Below are 22400 nucleotides of genomic sequence, written 5' to 3' on the forward strand. Positions count from 1 at the left end.
ATTTAGATTAGCTCACTATTTGAAAATAGAACTTTTAACTTTACGTATATTATTTGTAATTAAAAAATAAAAACTTATGCTATATTTACTATCTAGCTAAGTATCATCCTATCCTCCACTGAGAGTGTTTATAAGTGCGTTTGAGCAAAGTTTTTTTTCCTATCACCATTATTTTTTTACTATGCATTCAATGTACTTTTGCATCACAGAACTATGCTCAACAATTACAACGTATTTCTACTGACGAAGGTCTCTCGCAAAGTTACGTTTTGCAGACACAAGAAGACGAAATTGGCTATATTTGGATAGCTACCCAACAAGGTTTAAATCGCTTTGACGGGTATAAAGTAAAAACTTTTAATGGTGGCTTTGGCTTAGATAAACACTATATTTATGCGTTATTTAAAGCCGAAGACGGAAAGATTATCGTTTCAACTGATCTTTCTGGTGCGTTTATAATAGATCCCCTCACTTTAAAAACCGAAAAAATCTATTCAGGTCAAATAGATAAAGAACAAAAGATGTTTTCTCCAATCTCCGCAATGACCCAAAAACAAAATACTTTTTACTTCGCCATAGATGGTCAAATATATACATTTGATGAGACGAGCAAACGCTTTGCACTTAAACTAGCTCTACCAAATGAAGGTGACTACATTAGGTCATTAACGATATATAAAAATACTTTATATATTGGTACAAATGATGGCTTATACACGGCAAATATAGATAATTCAGAACTTGTAAAAATCCCTCTTCATCCCCCTGAAAAAAATACGATAGATAATGTAAACGTCAAATTCTTAAGTGTTGATAATGAATTAGGATTACTTGTTGGTACTGTTGAAGGCATGTATCAATTAGCATTCGATAATAACAAAAATATATCTGCAGCAAATATTACAACTTTAATCCCTGATTATAATATATGGGATTATGCCAATACTGTTTACGGGGAGTTTGTAGCAACCGAAAGTGGATTGTTCAGTTATCACCGCGAAACCAAAGAACTAGAGTTCATTTTAAATTATGAAAAAAGTAAGTTTAATATTAGTGAAAACTCAATCAACGACCTAATGATTGATAAATCGGGTGTACTTTGGCTAGCTTCTAGAACCCAAGGAGTGTTTACTTGGCCAGTCAAAACTCAACGGTTTAAACATATTTTTTTACCTGGGAATAATACTGTTCATGCTGCTTATCAAGATAAAAATAATATTATATGGCTAGGGACCGAAGATGGTATTGCGCGCTACGACCAAGTTACAAATAAAAGTAAAGTATATTTAAGCTCGACCGACTCAAAAGCTATATATGGAGCATCTGCCGTTTATGATATTTTTCCGTCTTCAATTGGCGATAATCAATTCCTTTGGCTTGTTACTTTCAACGGGTTCAAACTTTTTGATAAGCAAACAGGTAAAGTTATTGAAAACCAAGACACAGAGAATGATGTAATTAACCGATCAAACTTATTTGGCTTTTCCCAATTATCTGCAGACACATATGCATTTATGTCTGATGATAACTTTTATCTTTTTAATGAAACAACCGGAAAAACAAGAATTATTAAGGGACTCAAAGAGCAAGTCGACCCTTTATTTTCTTACGCTTTTTATAAACACCTCGACACACATCCTGAAGAGTTTGTGCTTGGTACATCAAAAAGTTTTTTTAGGTACAACGAAAAAACGAAAACTTTAACGACTATATTTCAGTCTTTTAATCCTAAAGAAGATATTTTTTACACTGTAGAAAACTTTTACTTAGACTCAAAACGGAATACTTTATGGTTGGCAACCACCCAGGAAGGCTTAATTGGTGTTGACCCAGTTACTTATGAGAGAAAACACTACATAGGATTAAAAAATTCATTTAATACTGACTCTATCTATTCATTACTTCCTGATCAAAATGGTTTTTTATGGGTAAGTAGTAACAATGGTTTATACCAAATAAACCTAGATACACTCATTGTGGTGAGTTATTCAGTAAAGGACGGATTGAATATAAACCAATTTACTCCTGTAGCTGCAACAACGTTAAATGATGACAGGCTAATTTTTGGCAGTAATGTCGGAGCTCTAGTCTTTGACCCTCTAGACTTTGATGAAGAAGAGTTATTTAAAAAAAATAATGTAGCGATTACCGATATAAATCTTTTTACCAAAGAGCTCAATTATTACCCTCATCAATATCTTAGCCAACCACTTGAGCTCAGTTATGAAGATATGGGGTTGACGGTTAGTTTTTCTAACTTTTCTTACCCCAATATAGACAAAGCGTATTATAAGGTAATTCTTTCAGGGCCAACATCTCTTACATATGAAGACTTACAATCTAATCAAGTGTTTTTCACAAAGCTCCAACCGGGTAGTTACTCACTAAAAATATCAGCACATAATCGCGATGGTATTGTTACAAGCGAAACAGCCACACTTAACATCAACGTAGCCTACGCACCTTGGAAATCGCCCTTTGCTATTGCCGCCTATGTAATTTTAATACTTGCCGTATTGTTTTTCATTTTCTGGCAATACCGCAGCCGCCGAGTTGCAATTGAACGAGCCCATAGAGCCACTATTCATTCACAAAAACAAACAGAACTCGCACTTAAAAATAATAAAAGCGGTGTTTGGGATTATAACTTTAAAGATAATTCTGTAAATACACTTAGAGGAAGTGAGCTAGGTTACTCAGACTTACCTGAACGCGTACACATAGAACAATTTTTGGCGCTAATACACCCTGATGATCGACGTCGTTTTGAAAACCAATGGGAAAACTACTTCAAATACAAAAAACAACAAAACTGGCAAGCAACCTATCGCTTACAGCACAAAGATGGCCATTGGTTATGGTATCAAGATACAGGTCAAGTTATATATGATCCTCAAACAAATGAGCCGTTATATGTTTCTGGCATATATACTAATATCACAGCGCAACGTGCTAACGAGCAACAAGCAAAAATTTTAGGTGAAGCGTTCAGCCAAATAAATGACTGGCTCCTTATACTCGATAAACATTTAATGCCATTTTCTGCGAACAACAGTTTTATTGAAACATTTTCAAATGAAAAAGTAGCCACTAAAATTAGTCCTAAATTGTTCATAAAAGCGATTGGTAAAGATAAGTGTAAAGAGTTTGCTGGTATTTTAAAAAAATTAAAACCGACAGAAAACTGGCAAAGTGATGCTTATATAAAAACAGCGAGAAATAACGAACATCCAATTCATATAAGTGCCACAGCAGTTACAAAAGATACTGCAAGTTACTATGTGGTGGTTATTACAGATTTAACCGAGCAAAAACGTGCTGAAAACGAATTGCGCTATTTGGCTAACTTTGATCCTCTAACGCATCTCCCAAATCGTAGTTTAATGTATCAAAACATTGAAAAAGCGATTAAATATGCCGATGAAAGTAATACACAATGCGCATTATTATTTATTGATTTAGATAAGTTTAAACCTGTTAATGACTCTTTTGGCCACGCAGTTGGCGATAAGCTGCTGTGTAATATTACCCAAAGAGTGAACGGTATGCTCGGCGCAAACGCAAAACTTGGCCGACAAAGTGGTGATGAATTTTTAGTGCTGATTCAAAATATAAAATCGCTTCAGTCTCTTCGCGATACAGTAAGAAAAATTAGTAATGAGTTAGCTAATAAAGTAATTATTGAAGACTTCTCTATTAATATTTCAGCCAGTATTGGCGTTGCTTTATACCCATTCGATGCTGTAACCACCGATTTACTTATCCGTAATGCTGATGTAGCCATGATGCACGCTAAACAAGGCGGGAGAAACGACTTTAAGTTTTTTAGCGATGAAATGAATGAGCTGATAAAACAAAAGTTACTGCTCGAAAATGATTTAAAAGATGCAGTGAAAGACAACCGATTTTTTAATCACTATCAGCCTATCATCGACATAGAAGAAAAAACGATAAATGGCGTGGAGTTACTCATGCGCTGGAACAATCAAGGACAGTTAGTATCGCCTGCACTTTTTATTCCTGTCGCAGAGGAAACCGGTTTAATAGAACTCCTTACTGAGCAAGCATTGCAACGAGCTCTTATTGAACTTGCACCTATACTCAGCGAAAACCCATTGTTTTACATATCTTTAAACTTATCGCCTAAACACATTTTAAAAACAAACATAACCCAAAGGTTAATGTCTATATTAGCGGACTCTCAAGTTAATCCAAGACAATTAAGACTTGAAATAACAGAGAGTATTTTACTAGAAGATAAACTCAAAGCAGCCAAGCAGCTACATAACTTAAAAGCTGCTGGCTTTAAATTACTACTTGACGATTTTGGTACAGGTTACTCGTCACTCACCTATTTGAGCCAATTTCCTATTAATGTTATTAAAATAGATCAAAGCTTTGTAAACAGTATCGGTATAGATAAAGGTGATGAGTCAATTATTAAGACCATTCTTTCATTGGCCGAAAACCTAGATCTTTACTGTATTGCAGAAGGAGTAGAAACGCGCGAACAGATGAACTTTTTAGCTGGAGTTGGATGCAATGTACTGCAAGGTTACTACTTTGCAAGGCCAATGGATGCTAAAGACTTACGTAAAAGCGATTGTTTTAGCAATATCATTGATTTGATTTAAAACATTAAAAGCGTGCTAATCAGTTTTACACGCTTTTATATTAATTTGTATTAATGAATGTGATGGCATTCGTGGCTTTCAATTTGTAATACACTATTGTGTACATTAAATTTTTCAGCTAACAGTTGTTCTACTTTCATACGACATGCTTCATCGTGTTTTTCAATAGTACAATGTTCTTTAAGGACAACGTGTGCGCCTACTACTACACCCTTATATTTTCGCGTAACAGTGACGTTATGGACATTGTGAACATGCTCCATATCTGTAATCTCACTTTCAATATCTGCTACTTTAGGGAGTTTGGCCTTATTTAAGCGTAAACCTTTTATACAACTAATAATGACCTTAACACCGGTAAACAACACGAAAGAGGCGATTAACATGCTCGATAAAATATCGATTACAACCCAGCCTGTGAAATATATAAGAATACCGGCAACAAATGTCGATACTGTCGAAATCAAATCAAAGAATGAATGTAAAAATACCGCGTAAACATTAATACTCGCTTTGCGGCCTTTATATAAAACCCATGCAGCAGCACCATGAAACAAAAAACCAATAGCAGCAATAACCGACATTAAATAACTATTAATAGCCAGCTCATTTCCTTCATGCTGGTGTATATAGCGCTCACCACCTTCATACAAAATAATTAAACTTATTGCTAGATATAAAAACCCGTTCACCAGACCGCCTAGAAGCTCAGCTCTTTGATGACCATCGTTATAGGTTTTAGCAAAATGAATAGCGAGACTTGATGCAATCAGTGCGATGAATAACGAACTATTGTGAACAAACAAATGCCCCGCATCGGCAAGTACAGCAAGCGAATTAGAATAATAAGCACCTATAACCTGAATTACCATAAACGAACACGTAATTGCTAGCGCAATAAGTAACCGACGACGAGAAGCTTGATGTGTAGTGATTTCTGTCATGAAATGCTTGAATAACCTATACTTAAAGTGCAAATAAGCCAAAGATGGCTTAGAGTAGAAAGGGTAATGATATACAGTATCAATTATAATACGTACTGCCCTCAAACGCACTAAAAACTTAGTAAATCAAAAAAAATGTGCTAATAATTAGTAGGTAAAAACAATAAAAATACAATAGATAACAATTTAATTGTGGCTTAAGCACATGGAGAGTTAAGTGAGTAATAACCGACCAGATGAAATGTGGCAAAACATGAAGTTACTGCCATTTTGTATATTACTTTATGATGCCAATGAAGATATATTCAAAGTTAACAGTCAGGCACTGAGTTTATTTGACTTAGAAGAGCAACCACATTTTAAAAAAAACGATTTTGCACATATCACTTTAACCAATCATCACAGTAAAAAAGAACTGTTAATCGAAGATCTATTCTTAGACTATTTTACAGCAAATAATCAATGCCAGTTTGCTTTATCAAAACAAACATCTAAATTACTACTCAATGTAAAATTTTCAAAATTACCTAACTCACATTCAATTATTATCATTGATATATTAAATAACAATGTCGAAGAACAATATGATTTTGATAATATTATTTCGAACATATCAACTGACTTAATTGATATTCAAAACGACGACGTTGATAAGCATATCAACTATGCATTAAAAGCTATTGGTACCGTATGCCACGCAGATAGAAGTTATTTATTTAAGTTTGCCGAGGACGGTAAAACAATAAATAACACTCACGAATGGGTCAATAACGATATACAAGCATTTAAAGACGACTTACAGGACCTTCCAAAAAGCGATCTCCCTTATTTTTTTACTTTAATGGCCCGTACTCACTTATTTAGAGTTAACGATGTAACGTTGTTACCTATTCAAGCAACGAGCGAAAAAATAATTTTTCAGCGACAAAAAATAAAATCAGTACTTTGCATCGGGTTACGTTATGACAAAGAGCTCGTTGGCTTTATAGGCTGTGATTGCGTTGTTCAAAAGAGAAACTGGACTGATTTAGACCTTATTCGCCTAAGGTTAGTAGGTGAAATGCTTGCTAATGCTTTCAAAAATTTAAATTACAAGCAAGAGCTACAAAAAACTCAGCAGCAACTCATTAATGCTAACCATAAACTCAACAAGCAAGTTAATACTGATGGCCTTACAAACATTGCTAACAGACGCTGTTTTGATCAAACTTTAAAATGCGAAATAAAACGCGGCGCACGTAATAAAGAACCCATTAGTTTAATAATGTGTGATATTGATTTTTTTAAGCGTTATAACGATAACTATGGGCATCAGCTCGGTGACGAAGTGTTAAAACAAGTTGCCAAAGCGCTGCATGATCTTTGTAAACGTGAAGGTGATTTAGCCGCTCGTTTCGGTGGTGAAGAATTTACGATAATTTTACCTGCAGTCGACACAGATCATTGTCAAAGGTTTGCTGTTCTTATTCAGGAAAAAATCGCAGAACTCGCAATTGAACATAACTTTTCAAGTGCTAGTAATTACCTCTCTTTGAGTATTGGATTTTATAGCCTTATACCCAATCAAAAAACAACATCTAAAGAAGTAATAACTAACGCCGACATAGCCCTTTATAACGCAAAAGAAACAGGCAGAAATAAAATAGCCAGTTTTTAGAAAACCGACTAAGTCGGGGCGCTACAGTGAGTTTTAGTGGTTAAAAGTTCACTGTAGTGATAATCTATACACGCTGAAATTATAAACAATACAACCACTCAGCGTTTAATTATTATAAGGAATGTTTAAATGGATCCAGTCACACAAATTCTCGATATGGTTTTTACTGTTGAGGCTTTTTTACTTGTTTTTGTTATCGTGCTTTTAAAAAGTAGCGTTAAATTTGTACCACAAAACCGCGCCTGGTTAATCGAACGTTTTGGTAAATACCAATCAACTAAAGAAGCCGGCCTTAACTTTATTATTCCATTTATTGATAGAATCTCGGCTGATCGTAGCTTAAAAGAACAAGCTCAAGATGTACCATCGCAGTCAGCTATCACTAAAGATAACATCTCACTTATAGTTGATGGCGTACTGTACTTTAGGGTACTAGACCCATACAAAGCAACGTATGGCGTTGACGACTATACGTTTGCAGTGGTACAACTTTCGCAAACAACGATGCGTTCAGAATTAGGTAAAATGGAGCTTGATAAAACATTTGAAGAGCGTGATTTACTTAATACCAACATTGTTGCAGCTATAAACCAGGCATCTGAGCCTTGGGGTATTCAAGTACTTCGCTACGAAATTAAAGATATTGTGCCACCTAACTCTATTATGGAAGCGATGGAAGCACAAATGAAAGCTGAGCGTGTTAAGCGTGCTCAAATTTTAGAGTCAGAAGGTGACCGCCAAGCAAATATCAATGTTGCTGAGGGTAAAAAGCAAGCGCAAGTACTTGCCGCTGAAGCCGACAAAGCCGAGCAAATTTTACGCGCTGAAGGTGAAGCAACAGCAATTACAACTGTTGCTGAAGCACAAGCAAATGCACTTATTAAAGTTGGTGAAGCTGCAGATACCGAGCAAGGTCAAAAAGCAATTCAGCTAGACTTAGCAACTAAAGCAATTGCAGCTAAAGAAGCGATAGCTCGTGAGTCATCAATTGTATTACTGCCAGACAACGCGACAGATGCAAGCTCAATGGTTGCCCAAGGTATGGCAATTATTAATAGTTTAAATAAAAAGAATTTGGGTTAATAACTAAATAAAGAGGTTTGTATGGATTTTATTACGCAAAATTTACCGCAAACACTTATGGTACTTGGTATTGTTGCTTTAATAATAGAAGTAGCAGTACTTGGCCTTTCTACATTTATTTTGTTGTTTTTTGGATTATCGTTATTCCTCACAGGATTATTAATGAGTTTTGGTATTTTACCTGACTCATTAACAACAGCCCTTTGGAGTAACACAGTTGTAACAGCGGGCTTAGCCGTTGCACTTTGGAAACCATTAAAACAAATGCAAAATCGCGTAGATAAGAAGCAAGTGAATAGTGATTTTGCTGAACTTACTTTTGTACTTACTAGCGATGTAACAGAACAAGGTTTAACTACCCATCAATATTCAGGTATTAGCTGGAAGCTTAAAAGTGAGCAACCAATTATCGCAGGTACTGAGGTTGTAGTAACCAAAAAAGAAGTGGGTGTTATGTGGGTTACGCCTAAAAGCTAATCATCACTTTAAATACAAGCACTATGTATAATAAATTACAGTAAAACGGGCGGCTCAAACTGCCCGTTTTTTATGCCTGAGATTTGAAATACAGTGCCTTGTTCACTAGCAGTATTATTAATCGTTTCATCAAATGCCGATGTTACAAGTAAAAACTCAGCATTTTCACCACCAAATGCAGTGCATGTCGGTTTTATTGCACAAAGCTTGATTGTTTTAATTAGCTCACCGCCTGGGGATAAACATATAACACACCCCATTCCCCACACAGCTAGCCACAAATTACCTAATTGGTCGGTTACACAGCCATCGGGGTCAACATCAGTATCATTAAATTGATAGAAAACACGTGGCTCAGAGCAAGGTTCGCCAGTTTGCTCATCCAAATCTAATACATAAATACAACTCGTTAAAGAGTCGCAGTAATAACCGCGTAAACGTGGCTTATCAAAGCACAATCCATTTGGGATACTCAAACCACTTACAACGACTTTAAGCTGGCGTTTATAATAACGGTATATTTTACCATCAGCTTTTTTAGCATTTACGTCCATTGTACTTAACCAAAAGCCACCCCATGGATCAGCGCGGCCGTCGTTTGAACGCCTATTTAGCTCTGTATTTTCAATATTAAAAATAAGATGGCGAGTGCTCGAATTAATATGGTATTTGTATAAACCTGTACTTGTACCTAGCAACAAGTGCTGCTCATCAATCCACGCTATTGCACTGAGTGTATCGGGCATATTAATTGTTTTTAGTTGGCTTTCGCTGTGTATTTTTTTGCTTAAAAGTAATTTTTTATTTATGTCGACCCAAAAAAAAGTATTCAGCATAGGGTGCCAAAGAGGACTTTCTGCAAGCTGATTCTGTGTGCTTTCAAAAATGGTTACGCTAGGGTCAAACATAAATACTTATTCTTTATTATTAACAAAGCCTTGTAACCCAAACCTTACCAGAAAACAGTTGATTTCGCGATGTGTACCTGGCTTTAATTTATTAACACGCCCTAGTGACTGCAAAATCAATATCATTGCACCACCGGCTAATTTTAAAGTTGGGCGTACCACTAAAAAAGTTTGAAATACTTAATAGTGGTTACAACATGGGAGTTAATACTGCAAAGGCCTTTTTAGCTAAAGATCTGCATTATTTAACCTAATAATTGCGGTGCTTTACCTGCAATAACTGCGGTTAGTAAACCAGCTAACATAGCTCCCACAACGGTGCATATTGCACCGCCTAAAATACCGTAAACACTCATAAAACATATCAGCGCTAAACCAAATAGCAGTGTACTTAAAAATGTTTTAACCAATAATGTAAGTGTGTTTTTGCGTATATTGAGCATCATTAATAGTAAACTCACCATCGCAATTGTAATTAGTAGCTCGTTCATGCGGGTTGTACCTCAACTTGTAATTTTTGTGTGTTTTTTATTTTTAAGGCACCAAACATACACGCGATACCCACCACCATAAAGCTTATATCTACTACCGCAACAAGCGAGCTATTAAGGTTAATAACATTGCTCACGCCAAATACGATGTTAAGCGGCAGCACCAAAGCAAGCGAAGCGCCGCATAGTAAAAGAGTCAGCTTAAAGTAGTTTTTATAACCTATGGGTAATACACTTAAGAGTAACCATGCCAACCACGTATAAAAGAACACGGGTCCAAAAAAGCTATTTTGCGCCACACCAACAACGCTATAATTAAGTACAACTTGCACAGGAAATAGCACAAAGCTTGCTAATACCAAGCCACCACAACTGCCTATAATAAAGCGATTCCAGCGTGCATATGCCTGCATACTCAGTGAAGGACTACTGCCACGTGTACGCTTTGCTAGCCACATCATCATGCCCGAGATAGGTAAAAGCGCAGTACTTAAACCAAGTAATACCCAAAGCAGTTTGACAAAGACCCCTGCAAAGTTTCCAAAGTGCAGCGGAAACATCAGCTCAATTACTTTTATTGAAACACCTGAAATATCACCAAAACTACTCATCGACTGTACAAACTCACCATTGCCTTGGTAATGCAGTAACTGAGAAGCAACAGCCTCGCCACCTAACAAACGCAAATATACCTGCGCATTCGCATCGTTATGCGCCATTATTGTGACATCTCTAATTATTGCTTCAGGGTAACGACTATGAGCATGCTCTAAAATAGTGTCTATTTTTGTAGGTTGCTTAATGTGGCTAACTACAGGCTCAGGAATGGCGGTAAACGTTTCTATTAACTTATCTTGATCGCCACCAAAGCTCACAAAGGCAGCTGCTGGTAGTAAAATAATGGTCGCGAGCCCTAAAAATGATCCTGTAAAACCAATCACAATATTAAATACGCTGCCCCAAATACCTATAACCTTATGAGCATCGCTTATTGCAATATCTAACCCTTTATCTCGCCTAAACGTAAAGAGCTCTTTTATCAATTTGCGATGAATAAACAAGCCTGTCACTGCACTTACTAAAAGCGTTAAACCTAAAAACCCAGTGAGTATTAACCCAATTGGTCGCCCTAAATGCAAATCTGCATGAAACTCACCTATATAAGTTGGCGCATCGGTTTTTTTATTGGCGTAAAACTCTTTACTAGGCCCATAGTAAGTATTTTCCAGCACCAGTGTATTGGGATGAAATTGAAATACTCTAGCCACCTCTTGGTCGTAATTTTCATCGCCATGGTGAGATTCAAATACCAACGTTAATAAATGAAAGTTATGCCCACTTGGTAAAAACACATGAATGTTTTCGCCAAATTCACTAGGTACTTGTTTATGATATTCGTTTACTAATCTATTAATTTGCGCGCTGGCAACGTGTTGGCTAGATTGTAGTTCTGGATTAGCCCATATTTTTAACTCAGGTCGCGACAGAACTGCTAACGCCCCACTAAATGCAACAATAAATAGCAGCACCGCAGTAATAATTCCTACCCAGCTATGTAATAAATACAGCTTTTTTAAAGTAATCGACTTCATCCCTGCCCCTGCGTTAACGCCCAAAAACTCAATAAACCATGTAATACACACAATGCAATCATGACTACAAAAGGTTGCCATACTTTTTGCGCCAAATACGCATAAATAAACAGCGCAGTCCAAATAACAGGAAAGAGTAAAATAGGTAGTAATATTTGTTCATTCATTTGAAACGGTAAATAGGTTGTCATACCCGGAATCATTATTACCGCTGTAACTAGCGCTAATACACACGCAATTAAGTGCCTTCGCCGTGTAGCTGTAAACGTTTTTTTATTATTCATTATTCGCTCAATAAATTTGCCCAAATATATACAAAACAGCATATGCAAATGATAACAATTACCATTATATTGTGCATTTAATGTTTAATGCAATTTATTAAACAAATTAAGTCTAAAAACACTGTTGGTTTGCCTTAAGAGCTTTTATGCTACGCCTCGCAATTTAGGTACGCAGTAATGCGTCATTTCAGTTAAGCCGAGTTCGGGCTTTTTAATTTTTCAGGAAGCAGTAAACCGTGGATATAATTAACGCGATTATTTTAGGTATTATTGAAGGTATAACAGAATTTTTACCCATATCATCAACTGGGCACTTAATTGTAGCGTCAAAGTGGTTAGGCATTGAATCAACAGACGCTAACCTCGCCTTCGAAGTAATTATCCAGCTTGCCGCCATTTTAGCGGTACTAGCCAACTATAAAGATAAGTTTAGCCCTAAACATTTCAATTTATGGGTGAAAGTTGCCATTGCATTTATTCCTTTGGGTATTATTGGTTTTATATTTAGTGATGTAATAAAAACACTGTTTAGCGTACCAGTAGTAGGTGTTATGTTTATTGTAGGCGGTGTGATTTTTTTACTATTAGAGCGCAATTATAAAGAGGCTCAATGCACAACTACCGATGTAACCCAAGTTACTTATAAACAAGCCCTTTGGATTGGCGTAGCACAAGTATTTGCGTTAATTCCAGGGACTAGTCGTGCTGGAAGTTCTATTGTTGGTGCCATGTTATGTGGTTTAAACCGAAAAGCCAGCGCTGAATTTTCATTTTTACTTGGTTTACCTGTACTTGCAGCAGCCTCAGGGTACGACTTACTTAAACATTACCAACTGTTTAGCTTAGATGACCTAACTGCCCTTGCAGTTGGCTTTTTAACGTCTTTTATAGTCGCTTATTTTACTATTAAACTATTCATACGCTTTCTAGAAAATTTCACTTTTGTTAGTTTTGGTCTTTACCGAATCGTATTTGGTGTTATTTTATTAACTATAGCCTACACATAAGAGAACATTATGACCGAAAAAATAAACGAAGAAGCACTCCACGCACTTAAAATAGCCTTTACTTACATGCCTAAAGCGATTGAAGTGACAAAGTATGAATATGGCGAGCGCTACCAAAGCGTACTTGATCACATTGAAGCTGTACGTGAAACGCTACTTCTTAACGATGTAGACCCGGAAGAAGTTGGCGGCGATATAAATCCTGAGTACACACCAAACTCAACCTACTAAATACAAAACACTGAGCATTATATAATCATCATTACACTCAGCGTTATATTAATGCTCTATTATTCTACAAAACATAAGGTTATAAATTTAAAGTGTACACATCAGTTTTAGTTATCATCGATAAAAACTGCTAAACTTACTTGGTAATTAATAAATATGCCTTTAATTGGCTTTTATATTGTATAAATTGAACAAAAGCTTACGGGGTGTTTTCTTTTGAATTTTTTAAGACGTTTTCACGATATCGTTTCGAATCAGTCGTTTGATTTTCAAACCAAAATCAATAAACTTTTAATCTTTGGATTAGAAGTATTCGAGCTAGAGCTAGGCATTATTAGTAAAGTAGATGAAAACAGTTATACCGTTTTATATGCCATAACCCCCGACAACTCACTTTTACCCGGTACTGTGTTTGACTTACAAGGCACCTATTGCGTACATACGCTATCTGCTGGCTCCGCACTTGCTTTTCATAAAGCCTCTCAAAGCGCAATTGCAAACCACCCCTGTTATATAAACTTTCAGTTAGAGTCTTACATTGGCGCGCCAATAAAAATTGGTGATAAAATATTTGGTACCGTCAACTTTTCATCCGCAAAAGACTCTCTCGCTTTTAACGATGATGCTTACGACTACATCGAATTATTTGCGCAATGGCTAGGCTCGGAATTTGCTCGCGCACAAACTAAAGAACAACTCATAAAAAATAGTAATACCTTATTAAAGCTTGAGCACGTTGCAAATATAGGCACCTGGGAAGTTGATTTAATCTCTGACAAAATCACCTGGAGCGAACAAACATACCTCATACATGAAGTAGATGAACAATTTCAACCACAAATGAATTCTGCAATCGAGTTTTATAAAGAAGGCCCAAGTCGTGAAGGCATTACTCGCGCTGTAGAATTAGCCATAGAAAAAGGCAAAAAATGGAATTTAGAGCTAGAGGTTATAACAGCTAAAAACAACCATTTGTGGGTGGCTACTTTTGGCGAGGCTGAGTTTGAAGGCGAGCGCTGCATAAGGTTATTTGGCACCTGCCAAGATGTAACCGAGTCAGTCAAGCTTCGAGAAGAGCTTAAACAAAAGCAAGCTCAAGCAGAGCGCTTACTTGAAGACAGAAGCATGCTCTTTGCTAAAATCAGCCACGAATTAAGAACCCCTCTTAACGGCATCACAGGCATGCTAACCACATTAATTGATGAACATAGTGAAGAAGTACGTGCTGAAAAAATAAAAATAGCACTTAGAAGTGCTGATATTTTGCTCAGCATTATTAATGAGGTGCTCGATTTTTCTAAAATTAATCATGGTGAGCTAAAGCTAGAGCCTACTGACTTTTTGTTAAAAACAATTTTTACCGATTTAACTTCTTTATACACACCACTATTTAAAAATACGCATGTAACGCTACAAGTAAATAATACAATTGATGATAACTGCTGGGCTTTTAGTGACAATACTCGACTAAGCCAGATTGTTTCTAATTTATTGAGTAATGCACTTAAATTTACTGAAAATGGTTCAGTTACACTAAACACCAGCCTTTCTAAAGTTAAAGCTAAGTTAAGTTTAAACATTGAAGTGTCTGATACAGGCCGCGGAATGAGTAAAGGCTTTTTAGAGTCATTGTTTTCTCCTTTTTCTCAAGAAGTAGACGCTAAAAATTCAAAAGGTGGCACAGGCCTTGGGCTTGCAATAGTAAAAGAGCTTGTTGAATATATGGGCGGCAAAATAAAGGTAAAAAGTACACCTAATAAAGGCACTACGTTTTTAGTAAATATTCCTATAGAGCCAGGTAAAGAGCAAAAACAAGAAAGCCTTAAATCAAACTTAGACACTAACGGCAGTGACTTATCTGTACTTGTTGTTGATGATAACGACATTAACAGATTAGTTTTACATGCCTCGCTAGATAAGTTGAATATTAAAGCAGACTCAGCCGTTGATGGCCAAGATGCAGTATTAAAATGTCGCCAAAAACATTATGACCTTATTTTTATGGACTGCGTAATGCCCATACTCGATGGATTTGAGGCAACAAAACAACTTAGAGCGGAAAATATCTGTCCAGGTGAAGAAACTTACATAGTGGCTTTAACAGCAAATACCTCATCACAAGACAAACTGGCCTGTAAACAAGCTGGCATGGATATGTTTATATCAAAACCTTTTAAGTTACCAATACTCGAAAAAGCAGTTATTAATGCGCTTGAGCATACGGCTAACGTTAGTTAACGTTTATAGTTAACTTATTGGTTAAATAAGGATATAAAATGAAAAGTATAATAAGAACAATACTATTTACGGTGCTTTGTTTAGCAATATTTAAAGGCGTTTCCACTGAGCAATGGGGGTCATCAATAACGGTAATTATCGTATCAGGCATATTGCTGTTAGTTACATTCATCAGTGCTAAGTCATCACGTGGATCATCAGCTTATACTGGCAGTGACTCATCAGTTTCCTCTAGCAGTAACCCATCGCACTCTCATACACATTGTAGCGGCGGTGATTCTGGCGGTGGGTGCGATTAGTTAATACGCTTCTTAATATTCGTATTTATATAGAACAATATTTATAGAGAGAGTATTTTGCCTAAGATTAAAATTGCTAAGTTCTGGCGCTCGATCGAAGCATTAGGAGAAATTGGTGCTCGAATCCTTGGCCTAGGATTAGTCTATCTGATTTTCTCATTTATAGGACAAGAATTAATCGGTGAGCAGTTCAAAAATGATGTCCTACTAAGCTTAGTCGTTTTACCTGCAATTTATGTCCTGAAAGATTCTCATAAAATATTGGAAGCAGTTTTTGTAAAAGTTCTTACTAAAGACTATTCTATAACCGTATTTAGTGGAATACTCACAAGAAGAGAAGACAAACTAGGTTTCAAAAGCGTTGAAAATGTAGAGCAAGTCACAACAATTTTAGGTCGTATATTTGGTTATTCAACCATATTTTTATATGCCTACGGTAGCTGGGTTAGAATCCCTTTTATTAAAGATCCTGAAAACCTCAGAGCTTGGCTTGAAGAACGTATACCAGATTAACCTAGTTTATAACCAGACATAAAAAAGCCGCCTTTGGAGAAGGGCGGCTTGGGTTAACAAACAGCTATGGGTGTAGCCTTGCTGTTATATCAAGAGAGTTTTTACTAATTACATTAAGCAGCGCTTTGATCAGCTTCTTCAGAGTGGCGAATTAAATAATCAAATGCACCTAAACTTGCTGTTGCACCGCTGCCCATTGCAATAATAATTTGTTTAAACGGAGTGTTGGTTGCATCCCCCGCGCCATAAATGCCTGGTAATGAAGTTGCGCCTTTAGCATCAATCAGTATTTCACCAAATTTGCTTAATTCAATGTCGCTATCTTTTAACCATTCTGTATTAGGTATTAAGCCTATTTGTACAAATATACCGGCAAGTTCAAGCTCTTTGCTCTCTCCCGACACTCTATCTGTGTACATTAAGCCAGTTACTTTTTTACCATCACCAAGTACTTCGGTTGTTTGTGCACTTTTGATAATAGTAATATTAGCCATGCTTTTAGCTTTACGAATAAGCACTTCATCAGCACGTAATGTGTCTGCAAATTCAAGTACCGTAACGCTTTGCACAATATTAGCTAAATCGATTGCCGCTTCTATACCTGAATTACCACCGCCAATTACGGCAACAGGTTTACCTTTAAATAAAGGACCATCGCAATGTGGGCAATATGCCACACCATGGCCGCGATATTCTTGCTCCCCTGGTACGTTCATTTCGCGCCAACGTGCACCGGTGGCAAGTACGAGCGACTTAGCTTTAAGTACTGCGCCATTTTCTAGTGTAATTTCGTAGCCATTGTTATAACCAAGTGCCGCTGCACGCTGATTATGCATTACATCTACATCGTATTCTTTAACGTGCTCTTCAAGCTGGGCAACCAACTTTGGCCCCTCTGTCGCCTTAATCGAAATAAAGTTTTCTATTGCTAATGTATCTGCAACTTGTCCACCAAACCTGTCGGCAACAATGCCTGTATTTAACCCTTTTCGTGCTGAGTAAATCGCAGCCGATGCGCCCGCAGGCCCGCCACCAATTACAAGTACATCAAATTTATCTTTTTTACTTAGCGATTCAGCTTGGCGCTGTGCCCCTTTGCTATCTACTTTATTGAGTATGTCGGTAAGGCTTAGTGCACCTTGGCTAAATGGTTCGCCATTTAAATATACAGCCGGTACAGCTAAAATATTTCGCTCTTCTACCTCACTTTGAAATAATGCGCCATCAATCATGGTCGCTTTAATATTGCTGTTTGTCGCTGCCATAGTATTAAGTGCTTGGACTACTTGCGGGCACGTTTGGCAACTTAAACTTATGTATACTTCAAAGTTGAGTTCTTGAGTGAGCGATTGTATTTGCTCAATGTCTTCGCTTTTAGCTTTACTTGCGTGTCCGCCAGTATGTAAAAGTGCTAACACTAAGCTTGTAAATTCGTGGCCCATAGGTACGCCTGCAAACGTAATATGAGTGTTTTTAATAGGTGAATGTACAACCATCGACGGGCGACGCGCGCTTGTATCTGGGTTGTTTATTACCGTAAATTTATCGCTCAGTGAAGCTAAATCGTTCGCTAAGCTTTCTACTTCTGCTGATTTTTTGCTGTCATCCAAGGCAATAAGCAGCTCAACAGGTTGAGTAAGCGATTCAAAATGGCTTTTTAATTGATTTTTTATGTTGTTATCTAACATGGCTTAACCCTTTTAGGAAAATTTAAACAGCAAGCCTCCCATGCCAAATAATGCATGTGCTTAAACAAGTATATTGATATAGGAGGCACCAACAAACGGATGTTCGTTGATTTAAGGGCAGTTACCTGCCCTCATAGTAGGAATAAATCTATACTTAGATTTTACCAACTAGGTCTAGTGAAGGTGCAAGTGTGTCTTCACCTGGCTGCCAAGATGCAGGACAAACTTCACCGTCGTGAGTTGCAATGTATTGTGCAGCTTGTACTTTACGAACTAGTTCTTTAGCGCTACGGCCAATACCTAAATCGTGAGTTTCGATAATTTTAATTTCGCCTTCCGGGTTCATTACAAATGTTCCGCGAAGTGCTAAGCCTTCTTCTTCAATCATTACGCCAAAGCTACGAGTAATACGTCCTGTTGGGTCGCCAATCATTGGGTAAGTAATTTTACCAATTGTGTCTGACGTATCGTGCCATGCTTTATGAGTGAAGTGAGTGTCAGTAGATACTGAGTAAACTTCTACGCCCATCTCTTGAAGTTGTGCGTAATGATCTGCAACATCGCCAAGTTCAGTAGGACATACAAACGTAAAATCAGCTGGGTAAAAGAAGAAGATTGACCATTTACCTAGAACATCTTTTTCAGACAATTCTACAAAGTCACCGTTGTGGTAAGCGGTTGCATTGAATGGTTGTAATTTTGTATTGATTAATGAAGTGCTCATGGTATTTCCTCATCTATATTTAATGTATTTAAAAAGTAATCAACGCTTTCGTTTAAAACGACCTTCTGCGTTGGCTTGGTTAATACAATAAGGCCAATGGGAAATTAAATAAAATTGATTGTTTAGATTAAAACAATCGGTTTTTTGGATTGAACTATATAATCTCTTTTACCGTAAGCATTAGTTGAATTGTAAACGCTGGCGAATTATTAAGATCGCTAATCGCAATACTGCTACAATAGCCGCGCTTCAAATAAGTCATTAAACATAAGGCACGCCGTAATGGAAAAATTTTTTAACCACATACAACTAGGTTACTTAGGCTTAATCCCATTTTTAGGGTGTGTGGGTTGGCCACTTATGTTTGGTAGTAATAGCCTTAACTTAGAGTTTTTTACTTTTTACAGTATCGCCATTTTAGCATTTATGGCAGGTAACTTGTGGCGCGCCGGAGAGCAAAGCTATAGCAATGCAATTAAAGCGGTATTACCTGTTATCCCAGTTCCATTTTTATCATTTTTACCTGTTGAGTGGGCACTGGCTTGGCTAGGTGCTAGTTTTTGGTTGGTACTTATATTTGAAAAGGCCACTCCACAATGGCAAACCTACCATAAAGATTATCAAAAAATGCGTGTAGTACTTACCTCTGTTGTGTTTGTTTGTCACATTCTTACTATTGGTATGAGTATTTATCCTAAATAGCAGCTGTAAACTTAAATGTTGCACAGTAATAAGGTAATATCCGCGCACTGCTATTTGAGGACACACCATGATTGACCAATTACGCCAACAACTCGATGAACTTGGTGAAAACTACGTAGAAAAAAACGCGGCATTTAAAATCAAAGTGATCCCATTTTTTTGTGCTATTCGCATTAAAAAAGATCATAAAAGCGAAGGTCGTTTGAGTTTTTATTCAAGTCAATTACTCGAAATTTTCTTGGTTGTCTTATTTTTGCTATTCGGTTTAATGCTTTACGATACAAATGCAGGGTTTACCCACGGGCCTATTCATATTGCCTTTGCCATTTTAATTACCTTTAATCTTATTATTAAACAAATCGCCATTGAAGGATTAAAAACACGCCTTGCTTTTCATCGTTTACTTGCAGCGCAGTCTCAAAAAAGTACGCCTGATGCCGATAACACACCAACTAAACCATTTTAATTTATGTATTTAAATCCCCAATGGCGAATACTCACCGTAGGCGATGGCGATTTATCGTTTTCGAACGCTATTTACACTCATCTATCGCCAAAAGCTTTGGTTGCATCCACTTACGATGACCAAGCTACTATTGAGCAAAAGTATCAGCACAATGCACTTAGCAACTTAAAAGCGCATAACGTTGAGGTACTTAATGGTTTTGATGTAACAAATCCCGCGTGTTGGCAAACTCTAAGTGAAAACCAGCACAGCTTTGACGTGGTTATTTTTCAATTTCCGCTTATACCCGCGTTTGTTGGCCGTGAAGCGTTTGAAAACAACACGCGCCAAACCAGTATGAACGTATTAAACCGCGCTTTACTACACCAATTTATTAAATACGCTAACGAATACGCCCTTGATAAAAATGGTCCAATGCTGTGCTACATCACTTCAAAGGATGTAAAACCTTATCGAGAATGGAATATTGAAGGAAGTTTAAATAATGGTTTAACCGCTGATTATTTAGGCCAAATCCCATTTGATATTAACCATTTTGAAGGTTATAAAATTCGTAATGTTGACCGTGATAAACACGTAAAAGACACCAGCGGTATCACTTACGTTTTCAGCCAAAAAGGTATTAATACACACACTAGCGAATTAAGTTCACGTCTTACAAAGCCTGCATACTTAACATCTAACCATTGCCCCCTTTGCCGCGTTGGACCTTATATGGCAAGCGAGGACGAAATCAAGCATCTAAATGCTAAAAAGCATCAGCAAATGCTGCACCTTGAAAGCGATTGGCAACAATGGCTAAATGAATTTTATAGCTAATTAATAGCCCTACTAAAGTTGATTCAATTAAACATTTGCCTGTTTAATCAAATCAGCCGCTTTTTCAGCAATCGCAATTACAGGTGCATTTGTGTTGCCGGTAATAATGGTAGGCATAATCGACGCATCGACTACGCGTAAGTTACTTACCCCGTGTACTCGCAAATTAGTATCCACCACTGCCATTGGATCTTGCCCCATTTTACATGTACCAACTGGGTGATACTCGGTATCTGCCGTTTGGCGTATAAACTCAATTAACTGATCATCATTATTTATATCAAGCGGGTAGATCATTTTACCGCGTATGTTATCAAAAGCTTTAGTTTGCATAATAGCGAGTGTTTTTTTAAGGCCAGCAATCATTACAGCTAAGTCGTCTGGGTGGCTTAAGTAATTAGGGTCAATAAGTGGAGCACTACGCGGGTTGCTGTCGGCTAATGTTATAGTACCTCGGCTTTTAGGGCGCATAATACTGCTGTGTATACTGTAACCATGCCCAGTGTGTAATTTACGACTATGATCGTCCACCAGCCCAATCACAAATTCTAGTTGCACATCGGACGCTGGCGAGCCTTCAAATAATTTAATAAACGCGTGCGACTCTGCAAAGTTACTGGTTAATCGCCCTTCTCGCCTACTAAACCAGTTAACGCAGCCTTTAATAATGCTCGCAATACCAAGTGGGCTTATACCAAATGTACCCTTACTTGTTTTTGATTTATAAAGTGGCACTACCGTTAAGTGATCTTGTAAATTAGCGCCAACACCTTCAAGTACGTGCTCAACTTTAATGTTATGTGCGCTTAGCTGAGCTTTAGGGCCAATACCTGAAAGCATTAATACCTGCGGCGAATTAATAGCGCCAGCACTAAGTATTACCTCTTTTTTAGCACGTAAATTAATAACCTCTTTATTGCGCTCTATTTGCACGCCTTGCGCTATGCTATTGGTTATATTTACTTTATTAACGTGGCTATTGGTTAATACCGTTAAATTGGGGCGGTTTAAATGCGGTGTTAGATATGCTTTTGCTGCACTACAACGCTCGCCATTGTGCTGAGTTACCTGCGATAAACGTGCACCACTTTGCTCTATGCCATTTATATCGTCGCTTAAATTAACGCCCTGCTCAGCACAGGCATTTAAAAAGTATTGGTTTATATTGCTTGGATTATTTAGCTCTTGTACATGTAGCAGGCCTTTTGTCCCGTGCAGCTCATTATTTATAAAGGTTTTATTATTTTCAGCTTTAATAAAGTACGGGAGTAAACTATCAAAATCCCAGCCTTCATTACCAAGCTGCGCCCAATTATCGTAATCATACTTATTACCTCTAATATAAACCATCGCATTAGTAGAGCTCGAGCCGCCCAGCACTTTGCCACGCGGCACAAAACCACAGCGGTTATTAAGCTCTTTTTGTGGCACCGTATTGTAATGCCAGCTATTTATGCCATAAGGCACACTCGCTGCTATGCCTGCTGGCATTTGTACAAATACACTGTTATCACTACCGCCTGCTTCAATTAAGCACACACTTACATTTTTATCCTCAGACAATCGCGATGCCATAACGCAGCCGCCACTACCTGCGCCAATCACAATGTAATCAAATGTTGTATTGTTCATGGTGTACCTTA

Annotated in this window: 20 protein-coding genes and 1 pseudogene; 13 read left to right on the forward strand and 8 right to left on the reverse strand. The window is 37.3% G+C overall.

Annotation, left to right across the window (positions count from 1 at the left end):
- Positions 1 to 134: 134 nt before the first annotated feature.
- Positions 135 to 4634, forward strand: a complete 4500-nt coding sequence (locus BW142_RS05685; RefSeq protein ID WP_076924204.1) for an EAL domain-containing protein — start codon at positions 135 to 137, stop codon at positions 4632 to 4634.
- A gap of 50 nt (positions 4635 to 4684) precedes the next feature.
- Here the strand turns inward: BW142_RS05685 and BW142_RS05690 are convergent, their stop codons facing one another.
- Positions 4685 to 5578 carry a cation diffusion facilitator family transporter gene (locus BW142_RS05690; RefSeq protein ID WP_024600569.1) on the reverse strand — a complete coding sequence of 298 codons (894 nt, stop codon included), beginning with the start codon at positions 5576 to 5578 and terminating at the stop codon, positions 4685 to 4687.
- A 217-nt stretch (positions 5579 to 5795) separates the two neighbouring features.
- Between BW142_RS05690 and BW142_RS05695 the strand changes: the two genes are divergently transcribed.
- From BW142_RS05695 to BW142_RS05705, 3 genes are all read left to right on the forward strand, one after another.
- Positions 5796 to 7235, forward strand: a complete 1440-nt coding sequence (locus BW142_RS05695) for a diguanylate cyclase (protein ID WP_076924205.1) — start codon at positions 5796 to 5798, stop codon at positions 7233 to 7235.
- A 129-nt stretch (positions 7236 to 7364) separates the two neighbouring features.
- A complete protein-coding gene (locus tag BW142_RS05700; RefSeq protein ID WP_076924206.1) occupies positions 7365 to 8318 on the forward strand; it encodes a slipin family protein in 954 nt (317 codons plus the stop codon).
- Between the two features lie 21 nt (positions 8319 to 8339).
- Positions 8340 to 8795, forward strand: a complete 456-nt coding sequence (locus tag BW142_RS05705; RefSeq protein WP_076924207.1) for an NfeD family protein — start codon at positions 8340 to 8342, stop codon at positions 8793 to 8795.
- Positions 8796 to 8830: 35 nt separating this feature from the next.
- Here BW142_RS05705 and BW142_RS05710 read toward each other — a convergent pair whose 3' ends face one another.
- On the reverse strand, positions 8831 to 9703 hold the full coding sequence (locus BW142_RS05710) for an SMP-30/gluconolactonase/LRE family protein (protein ID WP_076924208.1): 873 nt from the start codon (positions 9701 to 9703) through the stop codon (positions 8831 to 8833).
- A gap of 100 nt (positions 9704 to 9803) precedes the next feature.
- On the opposite strand from BW142_RS05710, the pseudogene BW142_RS20825 reads away from it, so the two are divergent.
- Positions 9804 to 9957 (forward strand): annotated as a pseudogene (locus BW142_RS20825) (DUF6363 domain-containing protein); the annotation flags it as partial.
- Here the strand turns inward: BW142_RS20825 and BW142_RS05715 are convergent.
- Genes BW142_RS05715 through BW142_RS05725 form a run of 3 tightly spaced genes read right to left on the reverse strand, consistent with a single transcriptional unit; the run spans position 9949 to position 12070 of the window.
- Positions 9949 to 10194, reverse strand: coding sequence for a hypothetical protein (locus BW142_RS05715; protein WP_024600572.1), 246 nt, complete (start codon positions 10192 to 10194; stop codon positions 9949 to 9951). The pseudogene BW142_RS20825 and the gene BW142_RS05715 overlap by 9 nt on opposite strands.
- Positions 10191 to 11786 (reverse strand): PepSY-associated TM helix domain-containing protein, encoded by a 1596-nt coding sequence (locus tag BW142_RS05720; RefSeq protein ID WP_171972313.1) that lies wholly within the window; start codon positions 11784 to 11786, stop codon positions 10191 to 10193. The genes BW142_RS05715 and BW142_RS05720 overlap by 4 nt, the downstream gene beginning before the upstream one ends.
- Entirely contained in the window at positions 11783 to 12070 is a 288-nt protein-coding gene (locus BW142_RS05725) for a hypothetical protein (RefSeq protein WP_024600574.1), read from the reverse strand. Before BW142_RS05725 ends, BW142_RS05720 begins: the two co-directional genes overlap by 4 nt.
- 236 nt (positions 12071 to 12306) lie before the next feature.
- Between BW142_RS05725 and BW142_RS05730 the strand changes: the two genes are divergently transcribed.
- From BW142_RS05730 to BW142_RS05750, 5 genes are all read left to right on the forward strand, one after another.
- Complete coding sequence (locus tag BW142_RS05730) at positions 12307 to 13077, forward strand: undecaprenyl-diphosphate phosphatase (RefSeq protein ID WP_076924210.1); 771 nt, start codon at positions 12307 to 12309, stop codon at positions 13075 to 13077.
- Between the two features lie 9 nt (positions 13078 to 13086).
- Positions 13087 to 13308 (forward strand): penicillin-binding protein, encoded by a 222-nt coding sequence (locus BW142_RS05735; RefSeq protein WP_076924211.1) that lies wholly within the window; start codon positions 13087 to 13089, stop codon positions 13306 to 13308.
- A gap of 216 nt (positions 13309 to 13524) precedes the next feature.
- A complete protein-coding gene (locus tag BW142_RS05740) occupies positions 13525 to 15546 on the forward strand; it encodes an ATP-binding protein (protein WP_076924212.1) in 2022 nt (673 codons plus the stop codon).
- Positions 15547 to 15584: 38 nt separating this feature from the next.
- Positions 15585 to 15845 (forward strand): hypothetical protein, encoded by a 261-nt coding sequence (locus BW142_RS05745; RefSeq protein ID WP_076924213.1) that lies wholly within the window; start codon positions 15585 to 15587, stop codon positions 15843 to 15845.
- Between the two features lie 57 nt (positions 15846 to 15902).
- Complete coding sequence (locus BW142_RS05750) at positions 15903 to 16358, forward strand: PH domain-containing protein (protein ID WP_076924214.1); 456 nt, start codon at positions 15903 to 15905, stop codon at positions 16356 to 16358.
- 113 nt (positions 16359 to 16471) lie between these two features.
- Here BW142_RS05750 and ahpF read toward each other — a convergent pair whose 3' ends face one another.
- Both ahpF and ahpC read right to left on the reverse strand, forming a co-directional pair.
- Positions 16472 to 18046, reverse strand: coding sequence for an alkyl hydroperoxide reductase subunit F (gene ahpF / locus BW142_RS05755; protein WP_076924215.1), 1575 nt, complete (start codon positions 18044 to 18046; stop codon positions 16472 to 16474).
- A 154-nt stretch (positions 18047 to 18200) separates the two neighbouring features.
- Positions 18201 to 18770, reverse strand: coding sequence for an alkyl hydroperoxide reductase subunit C (ahpC, locus tag BW142_RS05760; protein WP_008134426.1), 570 nt, complete (start codon positions 18768 to 18770; stop codon positions 18201 to 18203).
- Between the two features lie 282 nt (positions 18771 to 19052).
- Between ahpC and BW142_RS05765 the strand changes: the two genes are divergently transcribed.
- The 3 genes from BW142_RS05765 to BW142_RS05775 all read left to right on the forward strand — a co-directional run bounded on the left by BW142_RS05765 (position 19053) and on the right by BW142_RS05775 (position 20757).
- Positions 19053 to 19472: a DUF3429 domain-containing protein gene (locus BW142_RS05765; RefSeq protein WP_076924216.1), complete on the forward strand. Its 420-nt coding sequence runs from the start codon at positions 19053 to 19055 to the stop codon at positions 19470 to 19472.
- 67 nt (positions 19473 to 19539) lie between these two features.
- Complete coding sequence (locus BW142_RS05770; RefSeq protein WP_076924217.1) at positions 19540 to 19938, forward strand: hypothetical protein; 399 nt, start codon at positions 19540 to 19542, stop codon at positions 19936 to 19938.
- A gap of 3 nt (positions 19939 to 19941) precedes the next feature.
- Entirely contained in the window at positions 19942 to 20757 is an 816-nt protein-coding gene (locus BW142_RS05775; RefSeq protein ID WP_076924218.1) for a class I SAM-dependent methyltransferase, read from the forward strand.
- Positions 20758 to 20784: 27 nt separating this feature from the next.
- Here the strand turns inward: BW142_RS05775 and BW142_RS05780 are convergent, their stop codons facing one another.
- Positions 20785 to 22389: a GMC family oxidoreductase N-terminal domain-containing protein gene (locus tag BW142_RS05780; RefSeq protein ID WP_076924219.1), complete on the reverse strand. Its 1605-nt coding sequence runs from the start codon at positions 22387 to 22389 to the stop codon at positions 20785 to 20787.
- Positions 22390 to 22400 lie beyond the last annotated feature (11 nt).

The organism is Pseudoalteromonas sp. EB27 (assembly GCF_001974875.1).
Taxonomy (GTDB): Bacteria; Pseudomonadota; Gammaproteobacteria; order Enterobacterales; family Alteromonadaceae; genus Pseudoalteromonas.